Source organism: Hymenobacter artigasi (assembly GCF_012275535.1).
GTDB lineage: Bacteria > Bacteroidota > Bacteroidia > Cytophagales > Hymenobacteraceae > Hymenobacter > Hymenobacter artigasi.
Genome location: NZ_JAAVTK010000003.1, coordinates 23904 through 48199, shown reverse-complemented (window position 1 = coordinate 48199; position 24296 = coordinate 23904). Strand labels below are relative to the sequence as shown.

At 62.8% G+C, this 24296-nt stretch carries 22 protein-coding genes and 1 riboswitch; of the genes, 8 read left to right on the top strand and 14 right to left on the bottom strand.

Annotated features, from left to right (window positions below):
• Positions 1-100: 100 nt before the first annotated feature.
• Positions 101-327, bottom strand: a riboswitch (cobalamin riboswitch).
• Positions 328-460: 133 nt separating this feature from the next.
• The 6 genes from HBN54_RS06455 to moaA all read right to left on the bottom strand — a co-directional run bounded on the left by HBN54_RS06455 (position 461) and on the right by moaA (position 6807).
• A complete protein-coding gene (locus tag HBN54_RS06455; RefSeq protein ID WP_317170180.1) occupies positions 461-2026 on the bottom strand; it encodes an MDR family MFS transporter in 1566 nt (521 codons plus the stop codon).
• Positions 2027-2176: 150 nt separating this feature from the next.
• Positions 2177-2968 carry an SDR family oxidoreductase gene (locus HBN54_RS06450; protein ID WP_168672342.1) on the bottom strand — a complete coding sequence of 264 codons (792 nt, stop codon included), beginning with the start codon at positions 2966-2968 and terminating at the stop codon, positions 2177-2179.
• Positions 2969-2975: 7 nt separating this feature from the next.
• Positions 2976-3353 carry a cupin domain-containing protein gene (locus tag HBN54_RS06445; protein WP_168672341.1) on the bottom strand — a complete coding sequence of 126 codons (378 nt, stop codon included), beginning with the start codon at positions 3351-3353 and terminating at the stop codon, positions 2976-2978.
• A gap of 169 nt (positions 3354-3522) precedes the next feature.
• On the bottom strand, positions 3523-4689 hold the full coding sequence (locus HBN54_RS06440; RefSeq protein ID WP_235955412.1) for an MFS transporter: 1167 nt from the start codon (positions 4687-4689) through the stop codon (positions 3523-3525).
• A 210-nt stretch (positions 4690-4899) separates the two neighbouring features.
• Positions 4900-5697 carry an alpha/beta hydrolase gene (locus HBN54_RS06435; protein WP_168672340.1) on the bottom strand — a complete coding sequence of 266 codons (798 nt, stop codon included), beginning with the start codon at positions 5695-5697 and terminating at the stop codon, positions 4900-4902.
• Between the two features lie 72 nt (positions 5698-5769).
• Positions 5770-6807 carry a GTP 3',8-cyclase MoaA gene (gene moaA, locus HBN54_RS06430; protein ID WP_317170179.1) on the bottom strand — a complete coding sequence of 346 codons (1038 nt, stop codon included), beginning with the start codon at positions 6805-6807 and terminating at the stop codon, positions 5770-5772.
• 136 nt (positions 6808-6943) lie between these two features.
• On the opposite strand from moaA, the gene HBN54_RS06425 reads away from it, so the two are divergent.
• Positions 6944-7186, top strand: a complete 243-nt coding sequence (locus tag HBN54_RS06425; RefSeq protein ID WP_168672339.1) for a MoaD/ThiS family protein — start codon at positions 6944-6946, stop codon at positions 7184-7186.
• 108 nt (positions 7187-7294) lie between these two features.
• Positions 7295-7717, top strand: coding sequence for a molybdenum cofactor biosynthesis protein MoaE (locus HBN54_RS06420; RefSeq protein WP_168672338.1), 423 nt, complete (start codon positions 7295-7297; stop codon positions 7715-7717).
• A 174-nt stretch (positions 7718-7891) separates the two neighbouring features.
• Here HBN54_RS06420 and HBN54_RS06415 read toward each other — a convergent pair whose 3' ends face one another.
• The 3 genes from HBN54_RS06415 to moaC form a co-directional block, all read right to left on the bottom strand.
• Positions 7892-8584: a porin family protein gene (locus HBN54_RS06415; protein ID WP_168672337.1), complete on the bottom strand. Its 693-nt coding sequence runs from the start codon at positions 8582-8584 to the stop codon at positions 7892-7894.
• 173 nt (positions 8585-8757) lie between these two features.
• The gene (locus tag HBN54_RS23405; protein WP_235955411.1) at positions 8758-9942 is read right to left on the bottom strand and encodes an NTP transferase domain-containing protein; all 1185 of its coding nucleotides are present in this window, start codon (positions 9940-9942) and stop codon (positions 8758-8760) included.
• 8 nt (positions 9943-9950) lie between these two features.
• Complete coding sequence (moaC, locus tag HBN54_RS06405) at positions 9951-10442, bottom strand: cyclic pyranopterin monophosphate synthase MoaC (protein ID WP_168672336.1); 492 nt, start codon at positions 10440-10442, stop codon at positions 9951-9953.
• A 266-nt stretch (positions 10443-10708) separates the two neighbouring features.
• Here moaC and fdhD point away from each other — a divergent pair, with 266 nt between their 5' ends.
• From fdhD to HBN54_RS06390, 3 genes are all read left to right on the top strand, one after another.
• Positions 10709-11587 carry a formate dehydrogenase accessory sulfurtransferase FdhD gene (gene fdhD, locus HBN54_RS06400; RefSeq protein ID WP_168672335.1) on the top strand — a complete coding sequence of 293 codons (879 nt, stop codon included), beginning with the start codon at positions 10709-10711 and terminating at the stop codon, positions 11585-11587.
• Between the two features lie 86 nt (positions 11588-11673).
• Positions 11674-12021 (top strand): DUF7009 family protein, encoded by a 348-nt coding sequence (locus tag HBN54_RS06395; RefSeq protein ID WP_168672334.1) that lies wholly within the window; start codon positions 11674-11676, stop codon positions 12019-12021.
• 122 nt (positions 12022-12143) lie between these two features.
• Positions 12144-14690 (top strand): FdhF/YdeP family oxidoreductase, encoded by a 2547-nt coding sequence (locus HBN54_RS06390; protein ID WP_168672333.1) that lies wholly within the window; start codon positions 12144-12146, stop codon positions 14688-14690.
• 768 nt (positions 14691-15458) lie between these two features.
• Here HBN54_RS06390 and hemA read toward each other — a convergent pair.
• Complete coding sequence (gene hemA, locus HBN54_RS06385) at positions 15459-16733, bottom strand: glutamyl-tRNA reductase (protein ID WP_168672332.1); 1275 nt, start codon at positions 16731-16733, stop codon at positions 15459-15461.
• A gap of 287 nt (positions 16734-17020) precedes the next feature.
• On the opposite strand from hemA, the gene HBN54_RS06380 reads away from it, so the two are divergent.
• Entirely contained in the window at positions 17021-18028 is a 1008-nt protein-coding gene (locus HBN54_RS06380) for a DMT family transporter (protein ID WP_235955410.1), read from the top strand.
• 201 nt (positions 18029-18229) lie between these two features.
• Here HBN54_RS06380 and HBN54_RS06375 read toward each other — a convergent pair whose 3' ends face one another.
• The 4 genes from HBN54_RS06375 to HBN54_RS06360 all read right to left on the bottom strand — a co-directional run bounded on the left by HBN54_RS06375 (position 18230) and on the right by HBN54_RS06360 (position 22392).
• A complete protein-coding gene (locus tag HBN54_RS06375) occupies positions 18230-19207 on the bottom strand; it encodes a lipid A deacylase LpxR family protein (protein ID WP_168672331.1) in 978 nt (325 codons plus the stop codon).
• A gap of 166 nt (positions 19208-19373) precedes the next feature.
• Positions 19374-19922, bottom strand: a complete 549-nt coding sequence (locus HBN54_RS06370) for a transposase (protein ID WP_168672330.1) — start codon at positions 19920-19922, stop codon at positions 19374-19376.
• 89 nt (positions 19923-20011) lie between these two features.
• Positions 20012-21808, bottom strand: a complete 1797-nt coding sequence (locus HBN54_RS06365) for an amino acid permease (protein WP_168672329.1) — start codon at positions 21806-21808, stop codon at positions 20012-20014.
• Positions 21809-21888: 80 nt separating this feature from the next.
• Positions 21889-22392, bottom strand: a complete 504-nt coding sequence (locus HBN54_RS06360) for a hypothetical protein (RefSeq protein WP_168672328.1) — start codon at positions 22390-22392, stop codon at positions 21889-21891.
• 115 nt (positions 22393-22507) lie between these two features.
• Between HBN54_RS06360 and HBN54_RS06355 the strand changes: the two genes are divergently transcribed.
• A complete protein-coding gene (locus tag HBN54_RS06355) occupies positions 22508-23416 on the top strand; it encodes a carboxypeptidase-like regulatory domain-containing protein (RefSeq protein WP_168672327.1) in 909 nt (302 codons plus the stop codon).
• Positions 23417-23467: 51 nt separating this feature from the next.
• On the top strand, positions 23468-24172 hold the full coding sequence (locus tag HBN54_RS06350) for a carboxypeptidase-like regulatory domain-containing protein (RefSeq protein ID WP_168672326.1): 705 nt from the start codon (positions 23468-23470) through the stop codon (positions 24170-24172).
• Positions 24173-24296 lie beyond the last annotated feature (124 nt).

The following is a 24296-nucleotide window of genomic DNA, read 5'->3' as shown; positions in this document are numbered from 1 at the left end:
GCCCACTATGCCAAAGCCCGCCATCGGCCGCACGCCACCCCGGCCGCGCCCAGGGCGCGGCGGCACGGCACCGCCGATGCCAGCCCCAAAGCGCGAGGGCAGCATCACTCGGCGGCCGGCAGGTCTCCTGACTTATTTCGGGTGGGCCCCGCCCTTCTCAGCCCGCTTTCGGCGGGTCAATGGACTTGCAAATGGGGCTCACCGGCTCCGGCCCATCAGGGCCGGGAAACTCACAGTAGCGCGTCTGTTCGGGAGTTGCACCCGATTCCCTTTTAATCTTTACCCCGGCCAAAGCCCGGGTGAAAAACCGTCCGCTGATTGAAGGAAATCAAACCGAGAACCAACGGGGCAAAGGTATGTAAAAGGGTACTGAAACAAGTAGGGGCGGGGCCTGCCCCCGCCCATCGTTCGCACCGCAGGCCCGATTCCGTTCAACGGCGGGCGGGGGCAAGCCCCGCCCCTACGGCGCTGGCGGCCCTTCGTTGCTCTTGCGCAGCGGCAGCTCCGGCACAAACAGCGTGAGCACAAACCCGCCCACTACCAGAAAGATATTGAATACATAAACCCGCGAAATGGCTTTCGAAAATGCCGCCCGCACTGCCGGGCTGGCACTGGCCGTGGCAGCGGCCGAGGGTAGTGGGCCATCAGCCGCCGCCACGGGCGGGCGGGTGGCGGGGGCCTGCGCGGCAGCGGGCAGGCTATGCGTGAGGGTGAAGGTGAGCACCGCGCCCAGCGCCGAGGCGGCGATTGCCCCACCAATCTGCCGGAAAAACTGGCTGGCCGAGGTAGCCTGGCCCATCAGCTCGGGGGCGGTGGCGTTTTGCACGGCCAGGGTGTAGAGCGGCATGGTGGGCCCGAGACCCAGCCCGCAGATGGCCAGATACAGCAGCACCTGATGGTATTGCACGGTGGGCGGCATGGTGGCCAGCAGCGTGAGGCCCAGCAGCAGGACCGAAATGCCGCTCAGCATCCAGCGCTTGTAGTGGCCGAATCGCGATACCATCTGGCCGGCCAGCAGCGAGCCCGACACCACGCCCAGCGACAGCGGAATAAGGCTGGCCCCGGCCCGCGTGGCCGACTCGCCCAGCACGTTCACCATAAACAGCGGCTCGAAAATGATGATGCCCAGAAATGCCCCGCCCATGAGAAACAGCGCCGCATTGGCCGACCGGAACACCTTGTTTCTGAACAGGCCGAAGTTGAGAATCGGGTTTTCGTGCCGCAGGCTGCGCACCACAAACAGGCCCAGCGCCACCACCGCCCAGGCCAGCATGCCCAGCGTGAGCGGGGCCGTCCAGGGATAAACGGTGCGGTTGAGCTGCAGCGCGATGACCAGCGGCCCCAGCCCGGCCATCAGCAGCGCCGCCGAGAGGTAGTCGAACGGCTTGGGCGCGGTGCGGGGGCGCAGCGGCGGCATTTGCGTCATGATAAACCAGAGGGCTACCAGGCCCAGCGGCAGGTTCACGTAGAACACCAGCCGCCAGCCCGCCACCCCGGGAATCAGGCCGGTTCCCTTATCGGTGAGAAACCCGCCCAGCAGCGGCCCCAGCACCGACGACGTGCCGAACACCGCGCCCGTAAAACCCTGGTAGCGCCCCCGCTCGGCCGGCGCAAATAAGTCGGCAATAATGATGAAGGCCATGGCAAACAGCCCCGCCCCGCCAAACCCCTGAATGGCCCGGAACACCACCAGCTGCGTCATGCCATCGCCCAGCACCGGCAAGCTCCCAAACTCGCCCGCCAGCCCGCACAGCCCCGAGCCGACCAGGAAAATGCTCACTGCCACAATCTCAATCGTGCGCCGCGAGTACATATCGGCCAGCTTGCCATAAATGGGCACCAGCGCCGTGCTGGCCACCAGGTAGGCCGTGGCCACCCACGTAAAGCGGTCGAGTCCGTGCAAATCGGCCACGATGCGCGGTAGGGCGGTGCTCACAATGGTTTGGTCGAGCGCCCCCAAAAACATAGCCAGCAGAATGCCGGCCAAGGTGAGCATCTTCTGGCGGTGGGTGAGGTTTTCGGTCACGGGGAATGATGTTTAACGAAGCAGGCGGGGCACCTCACCCCCGACCCCTCTCCTTGGGGAGAGGGGGGCGACGGCGGCGTGACCGTCTATAACCGTCAGGCTCCCCTCTCCCCAAGGAGAGGGGCCGGGGGTGAGGTTTCGGCGTTGGGTTTACAGCAGCGAGCGAATCCACCCGCCATCCACCGGCACCGAAGTGCCGGTGATGTAGCTGGCCCGCTCCGAGCACAAAAACGCCGCCAACGCCGCAAACTCGCGGGGCTCGCCCAGCCGGCGCATGGGGATTTCGGCTTCCCAACGGGCCGTGGCCTCGGCAGCCGAAATACCCTCGCGGGTGGCTGTGGCCTCGGCCAGGCCCACCACGCGCTCGGTGCGGGTGTAGCCGGGCAGAATGTTGTTCACGGTGATGCCCTGGGCGGCTACTTCGGTGGCCAGTGTGCGAGCCATGCCCGTGACGGCCGCCCGCAAGCTGTTGGACAGCATAAGGTTGGCCACCGGCTGCTTCACCGAGATGGAGGTGATGTTGAGGATGCGGCCCCAGCCCCGCTCCCGCATGCCGGGCAGCACGGCGCGGGTCAGCTCCACCACGCTGGTGAGCAGCAGCTGCGTAGCGGCCTGCCACTGCTCGGCACTCAGCGTATCGAAGGTGCCGGCGGGCGGGCCGCCGGCGTTGGTCACCAGGATGTCGATGCGGCCGAAGCGGGCCTGGCCGGCGGCCACGAGGCGGGCCACGGCGGCGGGGTCGGCTACGTCGGTGGCCAGGCCCAGCACGGGCGTGCCGTGGGCGGCCGAGATGGCAGCGCAGGTTTCCTGCAGCGCCGCGTCGTGGCGGGCGCAGAGGATGAGTGACGCGCCTTCGGCGGCCAGCTCCTCGGCCACGGCGTGGCCCAGGCCCTGGCTGGCGGCGGCCACCAGGGCAACTTTTCCTTTCAGTCCGAGGTCCATAATCGGGCTATTTCAGGCGCAGGTAGTCGTCCGATTTGTCGAGCCAGTCCTGGCGGGGCGGACTGAAGATATCCACATCGAGCGTGTCTTCAATGGCTTCGGCCTTGTGCCATACGTTGGACGGAATGTGCAGTACCTCGCCCACACCCACCACAATGGGCTCGGCATCTTCGGAGCCAATCCAGAAGCGCAGCGCACCTTCCAGAATGTAGGTAATCTGCTCGTTGTGGTGCTGGTGCAGGGGCACGATGCAGCCTTTCTTGAGGTAAACGTGGGCCAGCATCATCTTATCGCCCGTGATGAGGCGGCGCGAAAGCTGGTCCGACAGCTGCTCTTTGGGCATGTCGTCCCAGGTGTATTTGGTGACGGATTGGGGGTTTTCCATTTGGTGGGTTTTGGAATGAGGTTTAGAATCCATTCAAAAGAACGTCATGCAGCGCGCAGCGAAGCATCTTTACCGTGTAACTAACTTAAATGTTAGAATTACTTGTGCGGGAAAGCTGCTTCGCTGCGCGCTGCATGACGGACACATCCCTTATCCCATTCCCCAAATCCTACACCCGCACCCGGCTCGCCACCGCCGACACGCACAGCCCCATCACCGCAATCAGGGCAAACGACACGCGCAGACTGGTAGCTCCGGCCACGAAGCCAATAACCGGCGGCCCCAATAAAAAACCGAAAAAGCCAATGGTGGACACCGCCGCCAGCGCCATGCCCGCCGACATATGCGTCGACTTCCCTGCCGCCGAGTACACCAGCGGCACCACCGCCGAGGTGCCAAAGCCCACCAGCAAAAAGCCCAGCAGCGCCGTGGGCAGCGTGGGCCAGGCCACGGCAATGCTCAAGCCGGTAGCAGTGAGCAGGCCGCTGAGCTGAATCACGCGCTTCGGCCCGAGGCGGTGGGCCAGCCAGTCGGCCCCGAAGCGGCCCAGCGCCATGGTGCTCATAAAGGCCGTGTAGCCCGCCCCCACCCAGGCCTTATCGGCGTGAATGACTTTCTTGAAATACACCCCGCTCCAGTCGAACATGGCCCCCTCGCAGATGAGCGCGCAGAAGGCAATGGCCCCCAGGCCCAGCAGTTCCCTGTCGGGCTTTACGAAGATGGGCTGGTCGGGGTCGACGCCCAAATCTTCGCGCACCGTGTAGCCAGCGCTCACCGCCAGCCCAGCCAGAATAAACAGGGCAATAAAAATGAAATGCACGCCCGGCGGCACCGCGTGCCCAATCATAAACGAGCCCACGGCCGCCGCCACAAACCCCGCCAGGCTCCACAACCCATGAAACGAGGCCATAATGGGCTTGTGCTTGTAAAGCCGCTCCACGCCCACGGCCTGGGTATTCACCGAAATATTGGTGAGGTTGCCGCCCACCCCAAACAGCACCAGGCACGGCAGCAGCTGCCACAGGCTGCCGGCCCAGCCCAGTCCCAGTAGCGCGGCAGCGTACAGCACCACGCCCCACAGCACCACCCGGCGGCTGCCCTGCCGGGCCACCAGCCAGCCCGCCAGCGGCAGCGACACCAGCTGCCCCAACGGAATGGCCAGCAGCACGCCGCCCAGCGCCGCCTCCGAAATGCCCATCGTTTGCTGCACGCTCGGAATGCGCGACGCCCAGCTGGCAAAGCACAGCCCCAACAGAAAAAATAGTGCCCCTACGGCCAGGCGGTGGGTTTTGCGGGAAATATAGCCGGTGGCCGGCGGCAGCGTAATCATACTCATAATCCAAAAGCGTAGCGGTAATCGGCCGGAACCGGGGCTCCGGTTCCGGCAAATTACAAGCTACGCCAACGCCGGCCAGCGCCGCGAAGTTGCTCGTTTTGCAAAAGCACAGCTTATGCGCCAGCAAACGTTCCCGTCGGCGATTTGCAGCAAAAATATTTGATAATCAGTTAATTATTGCTAATTTTTTGGCCTTGAAAACTACCTATGCTACTCCAAGAGCTGCGCCAGCTCCCGGCGGTACTGCGGGTTGTCGGTCATGCCGTTGTGGCGCGCGCCGGGCAGCACAATGAGCTTGTCGGTGGGCTTGAGCAGCGCTTTCAGCCGCAACGTCGAATTGTAATCAATCACCTCGTCGTGGTCGCCGTGAAACAGCACGATGGGCGCGCTCACCTGGCCAATTAATTCGTTGGTAGGCATAGGATACCGCAAAATGAGGCCCGGCACAAACGGATAAAGCCGCGCCGCCATGTCGCGCATGCTGTAGTACGGGGCCTGCAAAATCAGCAGCTTCGGGTGGTGACGGGCGGCCAGCCAGGTGGCCGGCCCGGTGCCAAGGGAGTAGCCCAGGATAACCGTGCGGTTTTCGGGATATTCGGGCCGCAGCTGCTGGTACACGGTATCCACATCGGCCAGCATCTGGGCCTGGTTTGTGATGGTGCCACCGCTTTTGCCATAGCCCCGGTAGTCGAGCAGGAATACATCATAGTGCAACGTAGTGTAGGTTGCCGCCGCGTTGCCCCAGCTGTCGAGCGCGCCGCCGTTGCCGTGCAGGTAGAATATCAGGCCTTTGGAATCGGGCGCTTTGAAAAGCAGGCCGTGCAGCCGGGTGCCGTCGGCGGCCGTGGTCCACCGCTCCTCAAACGGGCCGGGAAACCGAAACCGGTAGCTGGCCGGCAAGTGCGTGGGCGCAAACAGCAGCTTTTCCTGCTTGAAATACAGCACACCGCACAGGAGTAAGTACAGCGCCACCGCCACGCTCAGCACAACAAGCACAACTTTTATCATCAGCGGGCTGCTTTCTATGGAAGCACTTGCTTCCGGGGCCGCCAAGGTAAAACCCATTGGCCCAAAAGCCTTTTACCCCCCAATCGTAGCCATGCTCTCGAAGCTGAGCTGGTGCAGGGGCCGCTGGCTCTCGGCCTCGAAGCCATTGGCCGCCCGGTAGCGGAAGGCGTTGCTAAGGGCCGCCACAAGCTCGGCATCGGAAGCGCCGCCGCGCAGCAGGGCGCGGGTATCGAGCACGCCCTGGTCGTAGAGGCAGGTTTTGATGCCGCCTTCGGCTGTGAGGCGCAGGCGGTTGCAGGTGCCGCAGAAGGTGCGCGAGTAGGCCGCAATGATGCCCACCGTGCCCCGGTGCCCGGCAATGCGGTACTCCGAAGCCGTGGCCCCGGCCGGCATCGCCACGGGCGTCAGCTCCCCAAAATGGGCCTCCAGGTGCTGGCGAATGCGAATGTGGTTCCAGGGCAGCGAGGCGGGGCCGGCGGCGTGGCTGCCCCCGTTAAAGGGCATTTCCTCGATGAAGCGCACGTCCACGGGCAGGTCGCGGCTGAGGGCAGCCAGCGGAACAAGGTCGTCGATGTTCTGGCCGTCCATCACCACGGCGTTTATTTTCACCTGAATACCGGCCTCCAGCAGGGCGTGGAAGGTTTCCATCACCTTGGGCAGCTCGTCGCGCCGCGTTATTTGGAAGAATCGCTCGCGGTCCAGCGTATCGAGGCTGAGGTTCACGGCCTTCACGCCCAGGCGGGCCAGGGCGGGCACATGCGGCGCGGTGAGCACGCCATTGGTGGTCAGGCTGATGTCGTCGATGCCGGGCAGCTGGGCCAGCCGCTCCATGAATGGCACCAGGTCGCGCCGCACGAAGGGCTCGCCACCCGTGAGGCGCACTTTGCGCACGCCCAGGCCAGCCAGCAGGCCCGTGAGGCGCAACATTTCCTCGTAGCTCAGCAGCTCGTGCTTGGGCATGTACTTGATGCCTTCCTCGGGCATGCAGTAAAAGCAGCGCAGGTTGCAGCGGTCCGTCACGGCCAGGCGCAGGTATTCCAGCGGCCGGCCGTGCTGGTCGAAGAGGGGTGTGGGGGCCGGCGCGGCCGGCGAGAGCAGAGATGGAAGCACGTTTATCACCAATTTTGTCCGGCTGTACGTAAGACTGCCGGCTTGTGGTAAACCCCGGACGCAGGAAAGGTGTTCAGGCCACAGGCCGAATCACTGCCCACGGCCGGTTTTCACCCCAGAATTTACGTCGAAAGATATGTCATTAAAAGTCGCCCTCTTCGGCATTACCCGCGAGATTGTGGGTACGTCGGTAATCGAACTGCCCGCCCCCGCCCCCGCCACCGTGGGCGAGCTGCTGGCCGAAATGCGCCGCCAGTACCCCGCCCTGGGCGACCTGCGCAGCTGCGCCGTAGCCGTGAACAACGAGTATGCGCCCAACGACCAGGCCCTGCACACGGTGGACGAAATAGCCCTGATTCCGCCCGTAGCCGGCGGCTGATGCAGCGCGGCCTTTTAGCCAGCGTCCCGGAACAATAACTGAACGATTTTAATGGCGTGGGAACGCGAACTACAAAGTTCGCGCTACTGCCCGGCTGCTCACTCTCGCATGACCCCTCATCTCTCCATTACCGACCAGCCCATTGATATTGCCGCCGCCCTCGCGGCCGTGCAAACCGATGCCGCCGGCGCGGTCAATTCCTTTATCGGCACGGTGCGCAACCAGTCGGGCGGGCGGCCGGTGCGCCGGCTGCACTACGAGTCGTACGACAGTATGGCCCTCACGCAGCTGGGCCACGTAGTGGCGCAGGCCTACGAAAAGTGGCCCATGCTACAGGAAGTGGCCGTGGTGCATCGCAAAGGCACACTAGCACTGGGCGATGTGGCCGTGGTGGTAGCAGTGGCCACGCCGCACCGCGCCGAAAGCTTCGCCGCCTGCCAGTTCATCATCGACACGCTCAAGCAGGTGGTAACCATCTGGAAACGTGAGGAATATGAGGATGGTACCGAATGGGTGGCCGCGCATCCGTAGCCTGTTTTTAAGCATAAAAAAAAGCCCGGCTTCTTTCGCAGAAGCTGGGCTTTTTTTTTGTTGCGTTGTCCCGGTCTGACCGCCCTAGGCGGTCTGACCGGTTGTCGTGAGGACGAAATGGGGTGCTTCAACCGGTCAGACCGCCTAGGGCGGTCAGACCGGCGCACGCGGCTCTTACTTGCTCGGAATCAAGTAGCCCAGCGACAGCTGAAATGCCGAATGACGGGCGTTTTTCAGGTCGCCGTTGAAGTAGGTGTTGTTGTCGGATTTTACGAAGTCGCTGAAGGCGCCGGTGTAGCGCAGGCTTAGGCTCAGGCCGTTTTCGGCTTCGTAGCCCACACCGGCCAGGTAGCCCAGCTCGTTGCGGTTGAAGCCGCTGACGTCGGTTTTGTTCTGCGACTCGGCGGTGGTGGGCGTGCCGCCCAGCGCCGGCGTAGTCGTGGTTTTGGTCTGGTTGTTGGCGCTCAACAGGTAAGAATATTGCGGGCCAGCTTCGAAGATGAGGCCTGAGGCGCGCACTTTCAGCAGCACCGGCACGTCGAGGTAGTTGTAGTTCACCTGGCCTTCGCGCTTTTGCTTGGCCCCGAGCAGGCCGGTGTATTCGGTGGGCTTGTTTTCGAAGCCTTTCTGCGAGTACAGCACTTCGGGTTGCACCGAGAAAAACCCGTCGCTGGTGACGGGCACGTTGAGCATCACGCCACCCAGGAAGCCGATTTTGTTGTTGTAAGTATCCTGATTCTGAATATTGCCAGCCAGATTGGAGTAGTTGGCACCGGCACGCAGGCCGAGGCGCACGCTCTGGGCCTGAGCCGAAGAAACAGCGGCTGTGGCCAGAAGCGCAGCTCCTAGAATTGCAGTCTTTTTCATGATGCGATAAGGTTAATGGATAAGTTGGTTGACTGGCGCATCCATCAAAAACGTGCCAGTGTGCCCCCCAAACGTATCTGCAGGCCGAAAACGTCTGTGGCCAAGGCACAAAAAAACCGCCGGGACGCGGCGGCTTTTTAATTTCAGACTGGTTTTCGCCCTCGGCGGCAGCCCTAGCTCGTCAGTTCCTTTTGGGCGGCGGCGCGCTCTTCGGGCGTGTTCACGTTGCGCAGCTCCTCGGGCATGGGCGGGGTAAGTAGCTCGATGTCAGAATTGATGAGCGCCTTGCGGGGGCAGGCGTAGCCCAGGCTCAGAAACCGCAGCAGCTGCCCGTAGCTGCGCGGCTCCCAGATGCTCACCAGCGGCTCGGGAAATTCATCCCACGGGCTGCGGAAGGACGTGGCCATGCGGGCGGGCTGCCGGTTCGTAACCAAATGCTCCAGCGTTTCGCGGGTCAGAAAAGGCAGGTCGCAGGCCAGCACCAGCCATGCCGCGTTGGGGTCGGCCTGGAAGGCGGAGAGGATGCCGCCCAGTGGGCCGAGGTTCAGGAACGTATCGGGCAGGGCGGTGAGGCCGACGGGCAGTTCGGCGGCTTGGTCGGGGCGCACGGATACGCGCACGTCGGGGCAGAATTCGGCTAGCAGCGCGGCGGTGTGCTGGCGCTGGTCGAGGCCGTGGTAGTGCAGGGCGCCTTTGTCGGTTTGCATGCGCTCGCTGCGGCCGCCGGCCAGCACCAGGCCACGCAGCACCGGCATCGCCAGCAGGTACCATTGCCGGATGAAAGCCGCTATTTTGGCGGTATCGGCCAGTGGCAGCACGGGCGGCAGCGGCGCGGCGCTGAGGTGCGCCAGCAGCACGGCGGACAGCTCCGTCTGGCCTTCGGCCAGCAGAATCAGGCGCACGTCGGTGAGGCGGTCGAGCTTCTTGTCCAGCGGCTTGCGCGGGTCGACGATGACGACCTGCTGGCGGGCACGGAAGTGGTTGCCGTTCACCAGCACGATGCTTTCGTGGGCCAGCAGCTCGGGCTGCGAGAACTTGTCGAGCGCCCGCGTCAGGTTGAGCTGGCGATAGGTGATTTTATCGACCAGTTCGGCAGAGAGGGCATTGTCGGCTACGTGAGGAGCGCCTGACGGCAAGCTAACGCTTCCCGCGCTGTCGCCGGCGGCATGGTCGGCATCGACGTAGGCCACGCGCAGCTGCGGGGCCAGCAGCGGCAGGAGCCGGGCCACCAACGTTTGAATATCGCCGCAGGGCGCGCCCAGAATGGCCAACTCGTTCCTGCCAAATTCGCCCATGTCGGGCCGGGCGAGGGCGGTGTGCTTGCTGCGTTTTACGGTTGAGCTTGATAGACTGTCCATATCGAAATTTACGAATTTTCGGCGCGCTGAAAGTCTTTTTTGCCGCCGGTTTTCTCAATCAGCTGCACGCCTTCGATGCTGATATCGTGCGAAAAGGCCTTGCACATGTCGTAGATGGTGAGGGCGGCCACGGTGGCGCCAGTCAGGGCTTCCATCTCCACGCCGGTGCGGCCCGTGACCACGGCGGTGCACACCACGCGCAGGGCATCGGCCCCATCGGGCTCGATGGTGATGCTGCAATCATCCAGCCCCAGCGGGTGGCAGAGGGGGATGAGGTCGGCGGTTTTTTTGGCCCCCATGATGCCCGCTAGAATGGCCGTGTGAATGACCGGGCCTTTGTGCGAGGGCATTTCGCCGGCCTGCACGCGGCTCAGCAGCTCCTCGCCCAGCACCACCCGGCAGTGGGCGCGGGCCACGCGGCGGGTGGGCGTTTTCTGGCCCACATCAACCATCGTAGGCTGGTTGGCGGCATTGACGTGGGTGAAATTCTTGGTGAGCATAGGGCGTAGAGACGTAGTTTGGGGGCCGGCCGTTGGCGGGGCGCGTGCAAAATAACATCAGGGCATCTGCCCTCCGGCGTGCGAAACTGATAATGAAGCTGTTTTGGAAGTCAGGAAATTGAACCCTGCGTGCCCGGCTGAGTACTATGCCCGACCAGTGACGCCCTTCGGTGTGGCCTGATAAGGGCCACCACAAACCTATGAGGTGACGTTCAAAACCCGCGCCCTCCTTCAGTGCTTATACACGCTCCCCCCAAACCCGCTCCATGGACCCCGCCATCCTGCTCCCCGCCGCCAGCTACGAATTTGCCACCATCCAGAAAGTGAGTGGCAATGGCCCGCCCGTGCCTGCCTCCGACCAGCTCGCCGCCGAAGAACCCCTCGAAATCCGCGTGGGTTATGAAACCAATGGCCAGCGCGAGCACCGCACCTTGTCCGTAACCATGCGCACGCCCGGCCAGGATGAGGAGCTGGCCGCCGGTTTCCTGCTCACCGAAGGCATTATCCACGACAAAGCCGACCTACTGGGCATCATTCCCTGCCCCGATGTGAAGAAGGCCGAAGAGGCCGGCAACGTCGTGCGCGCCGAGTTGGCTGCCCACGTAAAGGTCGATTTTAAAGCCATGGAGCGGCATTTCTACACCAGCTCCAGCTGCGGGGTGTGCGGCAAAACCAGCATCGACGCCGTGCGCACCGCCTCCTGCCCCGTGCTGCCCACCGCCGGCCCGCACCTGCGCGCCGCCGTGGTGCACCAGCTGCCCGATAAGTTGCGGGCGGCCCAGGCCGGCTTCGAGCAAACCGGCGGCCAGCATGCCTCGGCCCTGTTTACGCCCGAGGGCGAATTGCTGCTGCTGCGCGAAGATGTGGGCCGCCACAACGCCCTCGACAAGGTGATTGGGGCGGCGCTGCTGGCCGGCTGGCTGCCGCTGCACCAGCACATTCTGCTGGTGAGCGGCCGCGTCAGCTTCGAGCTGGTGCAGAAGGCGGCGGCGGCCGGCATCGGGGTTTTGGCCGCCGTGGGCGCGCCGAGCAGCTTGGCCATTCAGGCCGCCGAAAGCTTTGGGATGACGGTGCTGGGCTTCGTGCGCAACGAGCGGTTCAACATCTACAGCCACGGCTGGCGGGTGGTGGGCTCCGAGGTATGATGCTGTACAAACTTGCTCAATAGCTATAGTTATGCAACGGGTTCGGCCACCAGCCGTTTAACTTTCTACCCGAAACGCTGCATTTTATGAAACTTCGCATCGAAGATGACACCCTGCGCCTGCGCCTCTCGGCCGCTGAACTCGAAGAATTTGCCCAAACCGGCCGGGTAGAGGGCGCGGTGCATTTCGGCCTAAGCCCCACCCAACGCCTCACTTACGCGCTGGAACGCGGCTCGGAGCTGCCCCAAACCCTGCCCGACGAAGAGCCGGTGCAGGTGCACTACGAGCCGGGGGCCCTTACCATCCTCGTTCCCTTTGCGCAGGCCAAAGCCTGGATTGAAACCGACCAGAACGGTTTTTCGCACAACCTGCCGCTGGCTGAAAACCAGCGCCTCCGCATTTTGGTTGAAAAAGACCTGGACTGCCGACATTAAAGAGGTTTTGAGTGTTGGATTTGCAGGGTTGAATGAGATTGGGGACTAATACCAACTTATTGCTGTTCGAAATCCAACGCTTCCTCTACTTACTATTAATACTCAAAAATTAAAATCCCACCATGGAAGACTCACCTAAAACCGACCCGAGCAAAGTAGGCGACCTCGGCGCGCAGCTTGCCAAAAACGCTCCTGAAAGCGGCCAGCGGGCCGGCCAGGGTGAGGCCCCCGCGCCCGACCATTATAAGAACAAGCCTGAGGACCGGCACATCAAGGAAGCCATTCCGGTGCCCGATGTGGCCGGGGCCAAGTACCACGAACCCATCCTGGCGCAGCCGCCCGAAGCCCTCACCGGCCTGCGGCTGGAAGGCCGGGAGAAAATTGCGGCCGGCGTCACGGCCGTGGTCAAGTCCATGCAGTTCAGCTGGAGCGAGGGGGGCATGGGGCGCGGCACCAAAGCCCTGCTGGGCCTAAACCAGAAGAACGGCTTCGACTGCTCGAGCTGTGCTTGGCCCGACCCCGATGAGCACCGCTCGGTGGCTGAGTTTTGCGAAAACGGCGCCAAAGCCACTGCTTCCGATGCCGACGACAAGGCCGCCGGCCCGGAGTTCTTCGCCAAGCACAGCCTGGCCGAGCTCTCGCGCATGACCGACCGCGACCAGAACAACGCCGGCCGCCTCACGCACCCCATGGTGAAATACCCCGGCGACAACCACTACAAGCCCATTGCCTGGCCCGATGTCTTCAATCTCATTGCCAAGGAGTTGAACGCGCTGGATTCGCCTGATGAGGCCGTGTTCTACACCTCGGGCAAGATTCCGAACGAGCCGGCCTTCCTGTTGCAGCTCTTCGCCCGGCAGTTTGGCACCAACAACCTGCCCGACTGCTCCAATATGTGCCACGAGAGCAGCGGCTCGGCCTTGAGTCCCACCTTGGGCCTGGGCAAAGGCTCCGTTACGCTCAACGACATTCACGATGCCGAGGTCATCCTCATCATTGGCCAGAACCCCGGCACCAACCACCCGCGCATGCTGTCGGCCCTGCAGGCGGCCAAACGCAATGGTGCTAAAATCATCAGCATCAACCCCCTGATTGAAGCCGGCCTAAACCACTTCAAGAACCCGCAGGACTTTATGAACCCGCTGCGGGCACTGGGCGCACTGCTGGGCGATGGCACCCAAATCACCGACCTGTACCTTCAGGTGCGCGTGGATGGCGACATGGCCTTGCTGCGCGGCATCATGAAGCACTTGTTTGAGGCGGAGGACCTGAACCCCGGCCTGGTGGTGGACCGGCCGTTCATTGCCGAATTCACGGAAGGTTTCGACTCGTTCGAGCAGAACATCCGCAACACGAGTTGGGAGGAGATTGAGGAAATCAGCGGCATCAGCCGCGCCCAGCTGCTGGAAGCAGCTAACATGCTGGCCCGCAAGCAAAAAATCATTACCTGCTGGGCCATGGGCGTCACGCAGCAGCGCCAGGGCGTGCAGACCATCCAGGAAATCGTTAACCTGCACCTGATGAAGGGCGCCATTGGCAAGCCTGGCGCGGGCACCTGCCCGGTGCGCGGCCACTCCAACGTGCAGGGCGACCGCACCATGGGCATCTGGGAGAAGATGCCCAAGGGCTTCCTGGAGTCGCTGGAAAAGGAATTTGGCTTCACGCCGCCAATTGAGCACGGCCTTGATGTGGTGGAAGCGCTGAAAGCCATGCGCCTGAAAAAGACCAAAGTGTACTTCAGCTTTGGCGGCAACCTGCTAGCCGCTGGCCCCGACACCGAGGTAATTGCCGAAGGCATGCGTAACCAGAACCTGACCGTGTTTGTGGCCACCAAGCTCAACCGGGGCCACCTCACCACCGGCAAAACCAGCCTGTTGCTGCCCACCTTCGCCCACGTCGACATCGACATGCAGAAGAGTGGCCACCAGATGACGAGCTGCGAAAACTCGATGGGCGTGGTGAGCCAGAATAAGGGCATTCTGGTGCCCCTGGCCGGCGACCAGCTCAGCGAAGTAGCCATTGTGTGCGGCATGGCCATTGCCACGCTGGGCGACAAAACCCGCATCGACTGGGTGGCCATGACCGAGAACTACGACGTGATTCGCGACCACATTGCCCGCGTCATCCCTGGCTTCGAAAACTTCAACGTGAAGCTGCGCTCGCCGGGCGGCTTCTACCTGCCCAACGGCCCGCGTGAGCGCAAGTTCACCACCGAGGACGGCAAAGCCCACTTCAGTACCACCACGCTGGAACGCTACGAAGTGGAGCCCGACCAGCTGATTATGATGACGGTGCGCTCGCACGACCAGTTCAACACCACCATATACGAATACAACGACCGGTACCGGGGCATCCACAACGAACGCCGCGTACTATTCATGAACCCGGCCGACATGGCCTCCCGTGGCATCAAGGCGAAGGACCTTATCGACATCACCAGCCACTTCAATGGCGAGGAGAGGCGTGTCGAGAAGTTCGTGGCCGTGCCCTACGACATCCCGAAAGGCAACGTGTCGGCCTACTTCCCCGAGGCCAACCCGCTGGTGCCCATCGGCAGTGTGGCCAAGGTGAGCAACACGCCTACCTCGAAGTACGTGGTGGTAACAGTGGTACCCACCGCCGTGAACAATGACGTGCGGATTAAGGAGCGCGAGAAGATGATGGCGTAGGCGGCACCTCACCCCCTGACCCCCTCTCCTCTGGGAGAGGGGGCACCGGTTCGGCGTGCATCTGTTCAGCGAAAACTATAAAGCCTCGGCACTGCTCAGTGCCGAGGCTTTATTTTCTAAAGAACTGGAAGATTACAGGGTTCAGTAAAACCAATCTGACAAAACAATTTGTTGATATGGAAGGTAACGAGCTGTTAAATAGCTTGATTTTGCGATTAAGAAGCAAAAGCTGTTGCACGAAACTCTTTAGATATCTAGAAACTTGCCGTAGATTTGCAGCGTAGAATACCTATAAACAAGGGGCTGAACCTCCCGGTCCAACCCCTTGCCGCCTCTTACAGGTAGTGGATGGCCGCCGATAGGGCGCCACCGCCTACTGCAAGTCCGATAAGCCACTTGACTAGCTCATCGGACAGCTGGAGGTCAAGTCGCAACTTGGCCCCCGGTTTTACACGCTTGTTTCTCATCTTCAGGGAGAATTAGGTGTCCAACCACCTTCTTCTTTTAAGCCCCGACCGTTCCACCGGCCGGGGCTTTGTCTTTTCTCAAAGACCGCCGAGGTGAGGTGGATTAACCGTGCTGTGTAAAGGTACCGAGAGCTGTTTGCATTTGGAAACCCGATACAGCAGTTGCTAAAATTATTGGAAATAGATTTTATAATAAAAGCCCCAAAACCTTGCGGTTGTGGGGCTTTTATTATAAAATTACTCTGGCTGATGAGAGCAACAGTTGTTCCGCTATGCTCATTGCAACAGAATTTTGGGACCCCTACGCGGCCGGCTCGCCCGCCTTCTCCAAATCGAACAACTCGCCCAGCAGCTCCACCAGTTGGCCGCCATCGTCGCGGCGGCAAGCCGATTTCAGTTGCAGCACGTGCTGCTTCAGAATCTTCTGCATCAGCGAGCGGGTGGCTTCGTCGAGGAGCTTGCTTTCGGCGGGGGTAGCGCGCTTCTGGTAGCGGTCCATCTCCTCCTGGCGCAGGGTTTCGAGGCTGGCCTTCATCTTTTGGATGAGGGGCGATACCATCATTTCCTTGGCCCAGTCGTTGAGGCTGGCAATGCTTTCGGCGATGATGGCGCGCACCTGCGGCACAGCGGCCAGGCGCGTTTGCAGAGCCGCTGAGGCCTTGCTCTGGATGGCGTCGATGTTGTAGACCAGCACGCCGGGCACCTGCTCCACATCGGCGGCAATGCTGCGGGGCACGCTCAGGTCGATAAGGAACTTAAAGCTGAGCACATCGAGATTTTCGGCCAGCTCGCGGGTGAAGAAGGGCTCGCTGCGGTTGATGGAGGAAATAACGACATCGGCATCTTTCAGCGCCGGCACGAGGTCTTCAAAATCAACGAGGCGCATGTTGCACTCGGCGGCCAGCTCTTCAGCCTTGGCACGGGTGCGATTGCAGATGGTGACTTCGCCGAAGGCCTTGCTGGCCGACAGGTGGCGGCACACATCGGCCCCGATTTCGCCCAGGCCCACCACCAATACTTTGGGGTTGGCCACATCGGCGGTCAGCTCTTCCACCAGCTCCAGCGCGGCGTAGCTTATCGAAGCGGCCCCGTCGCGGAAGCTGGTTTCGGTCTGCACGCGCTTGTTGGTGAAGAACACGGTATGCAGCAGGCGGTGCAGGAAGGGGCCGGCGGCATCGGCATCGGCGGCCCACTGGTAGGCCGTTTTCACCTGGTTGCTAATTTGCAGGTCGCCCACTACCTGGGCTTCGAGGCCCATGGCTACTTCGAAAAGGTGCCGCACGGCCGCGTCGGCGTCGGGCAGCAGGTCGAAGTAGGGCAGGAACTGGCCGATGTCGGCGCGGTCCTTCAGGTGGCCCAAGGCGAGGATAATCTCGCGGCTGCGGTCATCCTCGGCGGCGTAGTACACCTCGGTGCGGTTGCAGGTGCTTAGCACGAGCAGGTCATTAAGGCCCAGCTCATTGTGCAGCGTATTCAGGAAGCGGCGGCAGGCGGCCTCGTCCAAGGAAAGGAGCTCGCGAATGGCAAGCGGGGCTTTCTTGAAGGAGAGGCTAACAGCCTTGAACGGATGCGACATAGACGGAATCGACACGAAATCGGACTACAAAATTACGGCAGGATTTCGGTAGGATATAATAACAACCCAGGCATAAGTAGGGTTCGAAAGGAAAGTTGACGAATATCAGGCTCCTATGGGCCCTCAGCGGCAATCAGGCCACCGGAGCCCGGCCGGCATGACAAAAATCAGGTAGGCACTGGGTCACGGCGGCTGCAGGAGCAGCGCCGGCCGCCGTGCGGAGGGCCTTGTACCTTTGCGGGATGTTATCCAAACGCCCACCCGCTGCCCCTTCCTCACTCGTCCCGATGCCCGCTGGGGGGGCTTCACTGGCCGCGCCGGCCGCTGCCGAAACCACGCTGTCCGGGGCCGCCGACGAATCGGCTTCTCTCGAAGCCACCGAAGCACTGGCTGCGCCCGCTCCAGCCGTTACCTCACCCGTGGCGTGGATGCTGCTGATTATTCTGGCTTCCATCTGGGGCACGTCGTTTATTCTGATGAAGAAAGGGCTGGTCGTATTTTCGGCCACCGAGCTTGGGGCTACCCGCGTAAGCGTAGCGGCGCTGCTGCTGCTGCCGTTTGCCCTGCGTCATGTGGGTAAAGTCGAGCGCAGTCGGTTTAAGTGGTTGGCGCTGAGTGGGGTGGTGGGTACGCTGATTCCGGCTTTTCTGTTTGCCTATGCCGAAACCAAGCTGGCCTCGGGGCTGGCGGGCGTGCTCAATGCCCTCACGGTGGTATTCACGCTGCTGATGGGTGCCCTGCTGTTTGGGCAGCGCCTGACGGGCCTGCGGGTGCTGGGGATTTCGCTGGGCCTGGTGGGCACGGTGGTGATGCTGCTGCTCGGCGGCAGCGGCGGCACCGATACGCCCACGGGCGAAGGCAATGCCTGGTACGGCATATACATTCTAATTGCTACAGTCGGCTACGGCCTGAGCGTGAACGTGATTAAGCACAAGCTGGGCGGCCTGACGCCGGTGGCGGTAACGTCGGTATTGTTGCTGCTCATTGGCGGGCCGGCGCTGGCCTACCTGCTGCTGGGCACGGCTTTCCTGCACAAGCTGGCTACCGTGCCGGGGGCATGGGCAGCATTCGGCTACATCGCCCTGCTGGCCACCATGAGTACGGCCGTGGCTATGGTGCTGTTCAATAAGCTCATTCAGCAATCCACCGCGCTGTTTGCATCGTCCAGTACCTACCTCATTCCCATCGTGGCGCTGGCCTGGGGCGCGCTCGATGGCGAGGCGTTCAACCTCTGGCACTTCGCGGGCATGGTGGTTATTCTGGCCGGGGTGCTGATTATTCACCGGGCAAAGTAGGGATGCTTTGAGCCCTGACGTTCACCTCACCCCCTGACCCCCTCTCCAAAAAAGAGGGGGCACCGGAAATGCCGCAAGAACTGAAAGCCGTTACAATTGTCGCGGCTTTTTTTGGTGTAATCTATTTCGTTTTAACATCAGAGCATTTCCGGTGCCCCCTCTTTTTTGGAGAGGGGGTCAGGGGGTGAGGTTGACGTTCGCTCAGAACCCCACCGTCAGCCCCAACTGCCCCCAACGGTGCGAGCGGCCCCCAGCAAACTCCGGCGAAACCCAGGTGGCGGTGGCGGCGAAGCTCACGCCGCCGTGGGCCAGCACCACGCCGCCCGTGCTGCGCAGCACGGCCCGCCGCACGTCGCTGGCGGGCAGCGTGTACGGGTCGCGATTAGTAAAGGGGCTGCCCTGCAAAGTGGCATCGTAGCCGATGAGGCGGCCGGCCAGCGTGGCTTCGCCATAAAGCTGCCAGGGGCTTGATTCAGTGCGGTGGCCTGCCATTGCTGCGTCCGGATTAGCGAAAAAGGGCCTGAATTTTCCTGCTCGCAGCCGCAAACCTGTGCCGGCATACGTGTACAGTGTGCTCAGCGAAGCCTCCGCGTTGCCCAGCACTTCGGCGAAGCGGCCGGCAGCCATCAGCTGCTCAACTTCTACCCGGTAGCCGATAATGGGCGCATTGCGAATCTGATAGTCCCAGCCGCGCGGTTCGGCGTTGCCCGTGACGCGGTGAATGGCGGTTTGCAGCTCCTTGCCGCCCGCCGCCGGACCGATGAAGCCCAGCTCCAGCGCCGTAGTCAGGCGCTGGTGCCGCCTGGGCTGGTTGCTGATTCGGAAAAACGACCCGTATAAATACGCCGCGTAGGGCCGGTCGCCCACCCGAATAAAGGCATCCTGAATACGTAGGGGCGTAAAACCGTCGTAGCGCAGCGTGAGGCCGTATTGCTGCGTGCTGCCGCGCGGGCCGGCCGCCAGCAGGTGCCGCACCGGCAGCCGCGCCAGCGCCGGGTGCACCAGCGTGAGCGTCATGCCCTGCGTGAAGTAGTAGTCGGTGCGAAAGAACAGGTCGTTCGCGTAGGTGTAGGTAAGCAGCCGGTCGGGGCTGAGGGGCCGCAGGGTATCGACCGCGGCGGGCGCGGCGCGGCTTATGGAGCCGGATAAGCAGAGAATCAGCAGGAGCAACAGGCGCATAAGCAGCCGGAGTTACGGGCTAGCGCAGGGGTTGGGATTGGATAGGAAGTGGAAAAAGTATATGTCATCCTGAGCTTGCGAAGGACCTTATCACGCTCGCGCCGTTTGAATCACTAATACTGGTCAGACGTGATAAGGTCCTTCGCAGGCTCAGGATGACAGGCGTTTACTCACTCACATACGGCCACTCCTGAAACCGCGCGGGCAACCCGGCCTGCCGGGCGTTGCCGCGCACGTAGGCCAGCACCCGCGTCAACTCGGCTTCGTCCTGCACCTCGTAATTGAACCAGCCCACCTGCCAGAACTCGGCTTCGGGCGGGAGCTTGGGGCGCACCAGGCGGCGGCAGGCGGTGCCCGTGCGCAGGTGGAGCAAGTCAATTGCTTTGGCGAAGGACAGGTTGCTGCTGGCTGGCAAATGCAGTACGATGTGCGCGTGGTTGGGCAAAATGGCGAAGCCGTGGACGGTGAAGCCGGTTTCTTCCAGCATCATGATTTCGCCGGCCAGCACCTCGGCCATCTTCTCGTTTGCGAAATACCCCGCCCCGATGGGCGCCCGGTCCAGCACGGCATCAAATCGGGCAAAAAACTGCTTCTGGGCGCGCTGGTGGTCGGTGCCGGCTTCCCGGGCCTGGCGCAATTCGGCGGCCAGCTCGCGGCCGGTGGCGGCGGGAATGGTGCCGTGCAGGCGAAAAGTGAGGAAGGCGGCTGGAACCAAGAATTTGGCAGGAAAAACCCGGGATTAAAAAGTATTCCGGCAGTCGCTGCACATACGCGAAGAGGCTGATTTACCGGCCGGTGCGCTTACTACGCGGCGGTTGCTACGGCTACCTTTCCCAGCTTCGAATTCTTGTACCCGTAGCCGAAATACACGGCCAGCCCTATCAGCAGCCACACAAAAAACAGCGTCCAGTTGCTGATGCCCAGCTCGGTCATCAGGTACAGGTTGATGAGCAGGCCCAGCGTGGGCAGCAGCGAGAGCCGCTTGCGGAACGAGAGTACGCTCATGCCCACGCAAAAAAGCAGGAACACCAGCGCCGGAATCTGGTGGGCGAAGCCGCCCGTCACTTTGCCGCTGCTCGCATCGATTTGCAGCCAGCCGTGCTGCCCGGTGGCATCAAGCCAGAACTCGTGGTTGCCGGTGGCATTGAAGCGGAACACCAGGTAAGCGCCCAGCGCCAGAATGAGCGGCACCAGCCATTTCCCGTTGATGTAGGGCACCTTGAAACGGGCCTCAGACTTGCCATAGGGGTCGATGATGAGAATGCCGCCGCACACGAGCGCAAACGCGAACAGCGTGCCGATGCTGGTGAGGTCGACCACCAAATCCATGTTCAGAATAAGCGCCGGCACCGCCACGAAAAAGCCCGTGACGATGGTAGCGAACGACGGCGTGTGAAAGCGCGGGTGAATACGCGAAAATACCGATGGCAGCAAGCCGTCGCGGCTCATGGTGAGCCAGATACGCGGCTGGCCCAGCTGAAACACCAGCAGCACCGAGGCCATGGCAAACACTGCGCTCACCGCCACCAGCCCCGACAGACGCGGCAAGCCCACTTTGGCAAACACGAAGGAAAGCGGGTCGCCCACGCCCAGCTCTTTATACGACACCATGCCCGTAAGTACCATGGTGATAATGACATACAGCACCGTGCAGATGATGAGGGCATACATCATGGCCTTGGGCAGGTCACGCTGCGGGTTCTTGCACTCCTCGGCCGTAGTTGAGATGGCATCGAAGCCGATGTAGGCGAAGAATACCGCCGATACGCCCTTCAGCACGCCGCCCACGCCGTTGGGGGCGAAGGGGTGCCAGTTGGCCGGCTGCACGTAGAACGCGCCCACTGCAATCACGACAAAAACAATGATTAACTTCAATAGCACCAGCAGGTTGGAAACATTTTTGCTTTCCTTGATGCCGATGTATACCAGCGCCGTAATGGCCACGGTGATGGTGAAAGCGGGCAGGTCGATAACCAGATGCAGGCTGTCGGTGAGGGCCGGGGCCTGCATCCAGGCCTTGTAGCCGTCGAGCTGGGCCGGCGACACGGCCGCCGTGGCCTCGGCCAGCGACTTGCCGCTTTGCACCAGCATTTGCACGGCCTCGTAGCCCGCGTGGCCCGTCTGGGTGCCCATCGTGAGCCAGAGCGGGATGTGTAGCCCGATGCCGTCCATCAGGCCGGTGAAATAATCGGACCACGAAATAGCCACCACGATGTTACCTACCGCGTATTCCATTATCAGCGCCCAGCCAATAATCCAGGCCGCCAGCTCGCCAAACGAAGCGTAGGCATAGGTATAGGCCGAGCCGCTGACCGGAATAGTAGCCGCGAACTGCGCGTAGCACAGCGCCGAAAACGCGCAGGCAATGGCCGTGAACACGAACAGCAGCGACACCGCCGGGCCGCCATCGAGGCTGGCCTTGCCGATGGTGCTGAAGATGCCGGCCCCGATGATGGCCGCGATGCCCAGCGCCGTGAGGTCGCGCACGGTGAGGTGGCGCTCCAGGCCGCCGGGGCTGGCGTGGCCCTCGTGGTCGGCCGGGGGATTTTGTAGAATGGCCGCGATGGATTTGCGGCGAAACAATGATTTTTCAGAGCTCATGAACGAACGGGGGCGGGTTTGGGGGCGAAAAGATAATGCCCCGGCGCGGCTTGCGGCGCGGCCGGCCCCGTTCGTGGCCGCTAGCGCAGCAGCCCGCTCAGCAGGCTGCCGGCCACGTGTACCGTCATGGTGCCGCTGCCCACCCGCACCGGCATTCCCACCGACAAGCTGCCCAGGCCCCCGCCGTAGCCGTTGTAGATGAAGCTGTTGGGTACCGCTCCGCGCAGTGGCAGCGGCGCAAATGCCGGGTTGCCGCTGCGGCCATCGGCCCCGCCGAAGGGGGCGTAGCTGCCGTAGGGCTGCACCCAATAGGGCGAGAGGCTATATTGTACGAAGGGCCGCGCCCGCTCGCCCTTGCCCAGCACGTAGCGCAGGTAGGGCTGCACGCCGTAGCCGGCCAGGCCGGGTGCCAGCACCGGCGCGTAGCTGCCCGTGACGTACGCGCCGGCCAGCCAGTGCCCGGTGGCCGGCGCGGGCGAAGCCGGAATTTCGAGCCCCACCGTGCTGCCGTTGCGCTGCTGGGCGTGGCTGAACAAGGGAAGGGCAACCAGCGCCAGCGGCGCAAATCGGAGGAGCATTTTCATGTGGAAAGAGCTGTAGCGGCCGGATAGACACTCAAGATACGGGATTTTGCGAATTGGCCGTGTGCATTTGCGCGGCGGCTGGCATCGAAAGGCCAAAGCCGCTCACTGCCTGCCCATGCGCCCCACTACTGCCCTCCACGTTCCGCAGCCCTGCTCCGAAAGCTGGGCCGCCATGTTGCCCACCGCCACCGGCCGCCACTGCGCCGCCTGCGTCAAAACCGTGGTCGACTTCACCCTGAAAACCGATGCCGAAATCCTGGCCTACCTGGCCGGGGCTGCGAATGGCCGCACCTGCGGCCGTTTCGCGGCGGGGCAGCTGGAGCGGCCGTTGCAGCGCGCCGCCCCGGCTGCCCCAACGGCGCGGTGGCGGGCCTGGCTGGCGGCGGCTGTGGCGCTGTGGGCCGTGCGCGAAAGCAGCGGCCTTGTGGCCCACGCGCAAACTCCCGCCGAATGGCGCGCCCGCTACTGGGGTGGCCCGGTGCCATCCGCGCCGCTGGCCGAAACGCCGGAAGCTTCAGCTGCCGTAGCGCCCCTGGAAGTCCGGAAAACCATTGCCACCGCTGCCCCGCCGCCCATTGCGCAACATTTTGTGTTGGGCGGGGCGGTTGCTGCCATATCAACTGGGGCATGCCAAAGTGCGGCAGCGCTACCGCTTAAGCTGCGGGGCGTGGTGATAGATTCAATCTCGGGCGAGGGCCTCCCCGGCGTGACGGTGCTGCTGCCCGGCACGCAAATCGGAGTCAGCACTGGCCCGGCTGGCGAGTTTGCTTTGCTCGTGCCCACCGGGCAGGTGTTGCCGTTAGGGGTGTGGGTGCAGGTGTCGTCCATCGGCTACGTAACGCAGCGGCGGATGATAACGGCCGCTACGGCCGGTTCTCAAACCTTCCGCCTCCAGGGCGACGTGAAAGGCTTTATGGGCTTGGTGGTGATTCCTCCTCGCCGGCTGCCGCCCGCGCCCTGGCACCCGCGTCGCTTCTATTACTGGGGCAAGCACTGGCTCACCCGGCCCTTCCACCGCAGCTGACATTGGGAGCCAACTGCCCGTTGCTTTCTCCAAAACCGCTACTTTAGCCGCATGGACACTCTCCCCCGCATCTCCATTCCGCAGCCCTGCGCCCAGCCTTGGGCCGCCATGTCGCCCACAGCCGCCGGCCGCCACTGCGCCGCCTGCGCCACCGAAGTGGTGGATTTCACCCGCATGAGCGACGCCGAAATCCTGGCCTTCATGGCCCGGCAGGGCGGCCGGCCGGTGTGCGCCCTGGCCCATTCGGCGCAGCTGGCCCCGACGGCTCCGGCCACGCGCTGGCGGCGCTGGCTGCTGGCCGGCCTGGCGCTGCTGGGCTGGCAGTCGGCCACTTCGTGCGCCACCAAGCCGCCCCAGCAGCCGCCCGTGGCTACCGCCGCCCCGGCCACCGACCCGGCCATGGCCCCGGCGCGCCAGGTTATCATTCGCGGCCAGGTGCTGGACGGAGCCGGCGGCCCCGCCGTGCCCGGCGTGCGGGTGCTGATAAACGACACGCAGTACGGCACCACCACCGACGAGAAAGGCAACTTCGAGCTGATAATGGCCCGCGACTGGGCTCCCATTGCCGGGGGCAGCGTAAAGCTGCAGTTTCTGGGCAATCCGTTTGATTTTCAGCCAAAGGATGTGGCGCTCGACCTGAAGGCCACGCCCCAGCCCGCCGCGCTGGTTGTGCCCATGGAGTCGGTGCCGAACCGGGGCAAGGTGATGGGCAAGATTCGGATGCCCGAGCCGCCCGTAGCCCCGCCGAAGGGGTAAGGCGAAACAAAAAGGCGCAAAGCAATATCCGGCGTTACTTTCCTGTTTAGCTGAAACACAGTTTGCGGCTATGAAACCGACTTCGATTCTTATTCCCCAGCCATGCGCGGCAAGCTGGAGCGCA